We start from the raw sequence: 4,001 nt of genomic DNA on the forward strand, positions 1-4,001 counted from the left end.
CCTCTACACCGTGCTTTTGCGCCGTGCCAAATTCGGCATCGAACTCCTGCCGATGGTCGTGCTGCTGCTCGGCGCCGGTGCGCTGGTCGCCTTGCCTTTCCATGCGTGGGAATTGTTCAACGACGAACGCTCCGCCATGAACGTCCACAGCCTTCTCGCGCTCGCCTATCTGGCAGGTCCCGGCGGCGCCCTGATGTACTACCTCTACAACAAAAGCGTGCAAACGCTGGGTGCTAGCCGGGCAAGCATGCTGCTCTACCTGCAGACGGTGTTCGTGGCCGTGCTCGCCTATCTGCTGCTCGGCGAGGGCTTGCACGATTACGACCTGGTCGGTGCGGCCTTCATCGTCGCCGGCATCGTGCTCGCTACCGTAGTCAGGCCAGCTCAACCACGCGTGGCGTAGACATCTTGCGGGTGACGGCTGTATTCAGCGCCGGCCGCATTGGCGTTTGGTGAGTCACCATTGCGACAGCCAGAGGCCCCCTCTCAATGCCGCTTGAAATACTGCACCTCCTTCTCGTGCTTCTCCGCCGCCTCGCGCGTATCGAACGTTCCGAGGTTGCGCCGCTTGCCGGTCTTGTCGTCCTTCTTGCGCGAATACAGCCGGTATTTGCCGTCCTTGAGTTTTCGGATCATCTCGCTCTCCCTGGCTAGGATTGGCCCTGATCAAGGTTTCCGCTTACCGGGCGGCGGCCTGCCGACCAGCGCCTGCGTCTTGTCGCCATGCTCATTCCCCGGTTGTGTCAGGGATCAACGCCGTTCCAATCCAAATGATCCACCCGTTCGAAGGCAGCACTCTACGGCGCCCCCCCTCTGGCCTGCCGGCCATCTCCCCCACAAGTGGGGAGATTGGCAGCTTTGGCGTCGGCGCTTTCTGGCAACGTCGAAATTCGGCGAGCGCCGGCCAAAACGCAAAAACCCGCCTGGGCGGCGGGTCACTGGCGCAAATCAGCACCATAGGCAGAAATGTAGCATAGCTGCCCTCACCCCGTCAAGAAAAAATTCCTATCCCATCGACAAGCTCCCTGTCCGGACACATGCATCCCGGCCACGAAGGCTAGCGGCGCAATTGCGGCGGCAGCCGACATTCCAACGCAGTAAATTCAGATCCAACTTGACGGAACATTAGCCAAAGCTAATTGTTAGTGGATGCGGCAGGTGGTGCCCTCCATCGCCTGCCGAAGATCGGCCCTCCGATCGGCCCGCGTCCTCCGCCAGAGGCGCGGGCTTTTCGTGCCGATCAGCCGTCGCAGCCTAGCCGGCATTTTTCGTCCTCCGACTATTTCGCCAGTCCCTCATCGGGGTTTCGCCGCCCTTTGGCCTTGAGGCTGCGCGCGGCTTGCTCGACCGCGGCGCGGTCGTTGCCCAAGCGGTCGAGCAGTTCCTGTGCCTCGTCGCCGGAGATGCCGGTGCGCACCGCCAGCGCCTCGACCTCCAGCACGTCGGAGCTGGCGATCTCGCCGGTTTCAGGCAGCGCGTCGCCCGCCGTCAGCGGCAGGGCTCCCTCGCGGTCGATCTCGGCCTCGGCCTGGTGCCAGTGCCGCTCGGGGTCGCCCTGCATGCGGCCTTCCCGTTCCCAGATCTGGTAGGCGCGCTCACGAATTCTGTCGTCCCGGTCGTCGCTCATGGTCAGTCCTCCTTCGGGTCAGGGTTGAACGTCGCGCCAATGCGGACGCTCCGGAAAATCCGCGCGATCGGATCGCCATGCCGGCGGTGCGCGGGGGCTACTGGCATTGCCGTCTCGGGCCACCGGAGTATGGCTGGTAGCTGTTGTCTTCCGGGCGATAGGAGCGGTAGCGGCTGAAGCAGGAATCGACATGGTCGGCCGAAAGCGCTTCGCCGTCATCATCGGCAAGGTAGACGCCAAGGCCAGCGCCGTTTTCCCCGCCGTCGCCGGCAGCCGGCTGGCCGGCCTGACCGGCGGCTTCGAGATAGGGCGAGATGCAGGGGCGCAGCTGCCCGCTGTAGGAGAGATAACTGTTGTCGTCCGGATGGTAGGAGCGATAGCGGCTGGCGCACCAGGCGAGATGCGGACGCGGCAGGTCGGTTGCCTTGGGCGCGATGGCGCCGGTGACCGTCGGGTCGGGCGGCGTTTCCGGCGGTTTGGCGGGGATGTCGGGCGGCGCCGGCTGGGCGGCCGGCAGGCGTTCGAGGCCCTGCCCGGCTTTGTTCACCGGCCGCGCCTTCTTGGTCCACAGCTCCGCCACGCTGACGGTGGCCGTTGCCTGGCGCGGCGGCTTTGCGGCAAGCAGCCAGGCGGCGAAGCCCAGTCCGCTGCCGAAGACCGCAAGGGTCAGCACGAAGCCGCAGACCAGTCCCAAAACCGCTTTCACGACACGCTCCTTCAGTCCCTGCTCATAGAATGCGGGGCCTCAAGGCTGGTTCCAGAAAAACGCTGGCGCGCGCGCCGGCGTTGCCGCCGGGCGCAGCCGCCAAGGGAGGCTCAAAACCCCGCCCAGACACAGTTCAGAAACAATATTCAACAGTTCGGAAAAACTGCCGAAAAGATCGGATGGCATAAGCATCCCACAACAACTGGAAAAATGGCCGTGCCGGGCAATGCCCGGCCTGGACGGGAAAGTATGGAAATGGATCACGGTGTCGATGTCGCCGAACTGGACGCGGAACGATCGGGGCTGGAAAGCGGCCCGGCAGGTGTCGATGCGCTGGTAAGAACGGCTCCCGCGACAGCCAGGCGCGGGCAAATCCTGACGGGCGCCGACTTTGCCCGCCAAGGCTTGCCCGGCGAGCGGCTCGACACCGTCTTCGAACAGCTTGCCGAGATGTTCGCAGCGCTGCCGGCGGTGATCTCCGACGGGCGTGTCTGGACCTATCGGGAGCTGGACAGGCGGGCCAACCAGTTCGCCCGCCTGCTGATCAAGCGCGGCGTGAAGCCGGGCGACCGCATCGGGCTCATCCTCGACCGCTCGGCGGAGACCTATGTCGCGCTGCTCGCCGTGATGAAGGCGGGCGCTGCCTTCGTGCCGCTGGCGACCGCCTTTCCCGAGGAGCGGATGGCGCTCATCATCGAAGACGCCGGCGTCAGCCTGATCGTCACCATCGCCGCCTATGCGTCGCGCGCCGGCCAGCTGCCGGTCCCGCATCTGCTGATCGACAGCACTGCTGCCGAAATCTCCAGACAATCCAACGCGCCGCTGCAGCCGCATGCGAAGGCCGCTTCAGCGGACGACACCTGCTACATCCTCTACACGTCGGGCACCACCGGCAAGCCCAAGGGCGTGGTCATCAAGCACCAGAGTTTCGTCAATTTCATCCGCGTCGCCGCCGCCTCCTACGGCTACCGGCCGGGCGACCGCGTCTACCAGGGCATGACGATCGCCTTCGACTTTTCCTCCGAAGAGATCTGGGTGCCGTTCGTCGCCGGCGCGACGGTGGTGCCCGCTCCTGGCCAGATGCCGCTGGTGGGCGAGGAACTCGCCGATTTCCTGCGGCTCCATGACATCACCTGCATCGCCTGCAGCCCGACGCTGCTGTCGTCGATGACATCGGATGTGCCCAGCCTGCGCACGCTGCTGGTGGGCGGCGAGGCCTGTCCGCACAATCTGGTGGTGCGCTGGTCGAAGCCGGGGCGGCAGATCCTGAACACCTACGGCCCGACCGAGGCGACCGTCACCGCCACCATGGGCGCGCTGACGCCGGACAGTCCCGTCACCATCGGCGCGCCGCTGCCGACCTACTCGATCGTCATCCTCGACGCTTCGCTGCCGCAGCTTGCCGAGCCGGGCGAACTGGGCGAGATCGGCATTGCCGGCATCGGGCTCGCGGTCGGCTATCTCAACCGGCCCGACCTGACCGAACAGAAATTCATCGCCGATTTCGTCGGCCTGCCGAACAACCCGTCCAAGCGCATCTACCGCACCGGCGACCTTGGCCGCATCAACGACCAAAGCGAGATCGAGTATAACGGCCGCATCGACACCCAGGTGAAGATCCGCGGCTACCGCATCGAGCTCGGCGAGATCGAGGCAGTGCTGCTCGAC

6 protein-coding genes are annotated in these 4,001 nt (G+C 65.2%); 2 read left to right on the forward strand and 4 right to left on the reverse strand.

Annotated features, from left to right (window positions below):
* Positions 1 to 403 (forward strand): DMT family transporter (locus ENZ75_RS24020; RefSeq protein WP_164769143.1); only part of this gene is annotated, 403 nt, incomplete at its 5' end.
* 83 nt (positions 404 to 486) lie between these two features.
* On the opposite strand, the gene ENZ75_RS24025 is transcribed toward ENZ75_RS24020, so the two are convergent.
* From ENZ75_RS24025 to ENZ75_RS34700, 4 genes are all read right to left on the reverse strand, one after another.
* Positions 487 to 636: a hypothetical protein gene (locus ENZ75_RS24025; RefSeq protein ID WP_086081318.1), complete on the reverse strand. Its 150-nt coding sequence runs from the start codon at positions 634 to 636 to the stop codon at positions 487 to 489.
* Positions 637 to 1,279: 643 nt separating this feature from the next.
* Positions 1,280 to 1,627 carry a DUF2934 domain-containing protein gene (locus tag ENZ75_RS24030; protein WP_027160800.1) on the reverse strand — a complete coding sequence of 116 codons (348 nt, stop codon included), beginning with the start codon at positions 1,625 to 1,627 and terminating at the stop codon, positions 1,280 to 1,282.
* 97 nt (positions 1,628 to 1,724) lie between these two features.
* Positions 1,725 to 2,333: a BA14K family protein gene (locus tag ENZ75_RS24035; RefSeq protein ID WP_063168611.1), complete on the reverse strand. Its 609-nt coding sequence runs from the start codon at positions 2,331 to 2,333 to the stop codon at positions 1,725 to 1,727.
* Positions 2,334 to 2,372: 39 nt separating this feature from the next.
* Positions 2,373 to 2,597: a hypothetical protein gene (locus ENZ75_RS34700; RefSeq protein ID WP_206617088.1), complete on the reverse strand. Its 225-nt coding sequence runs from the start codon at positions 2,595 to 2,597 to the stop codon at positions 2,373 to 2,375.
* On the opposite strand from ENZ75_RS34700, the gene ENZ75_RS24040 reads away from it, so the two are divergent.
* A partial coding sequence (locus ENZ75_RS24040; RefSeq protein WP_128278357.1) for an amino acid adenylation domain-containing protein occupies positions 2,583 to 4,001 on the forward strand: 1,419 nt, incomplete at its 3' end. The genes ENZ75_RS34700 and ENZ75_RS24040 overlap by 15 nt on opposite strands.

It is taken from the genome of Mesorhizobium sp. M7A.F.Ca.CA.002.04.1.1 (assembly GCF_004022805.1).
GTDB classification, from domain to species: Bacteria; Pseudomonadota; Alphaproteobacteria; order Rhizobiales; family Rhizobiaceae; genus Mesorhizobium; species Mesorhizobium ciceri.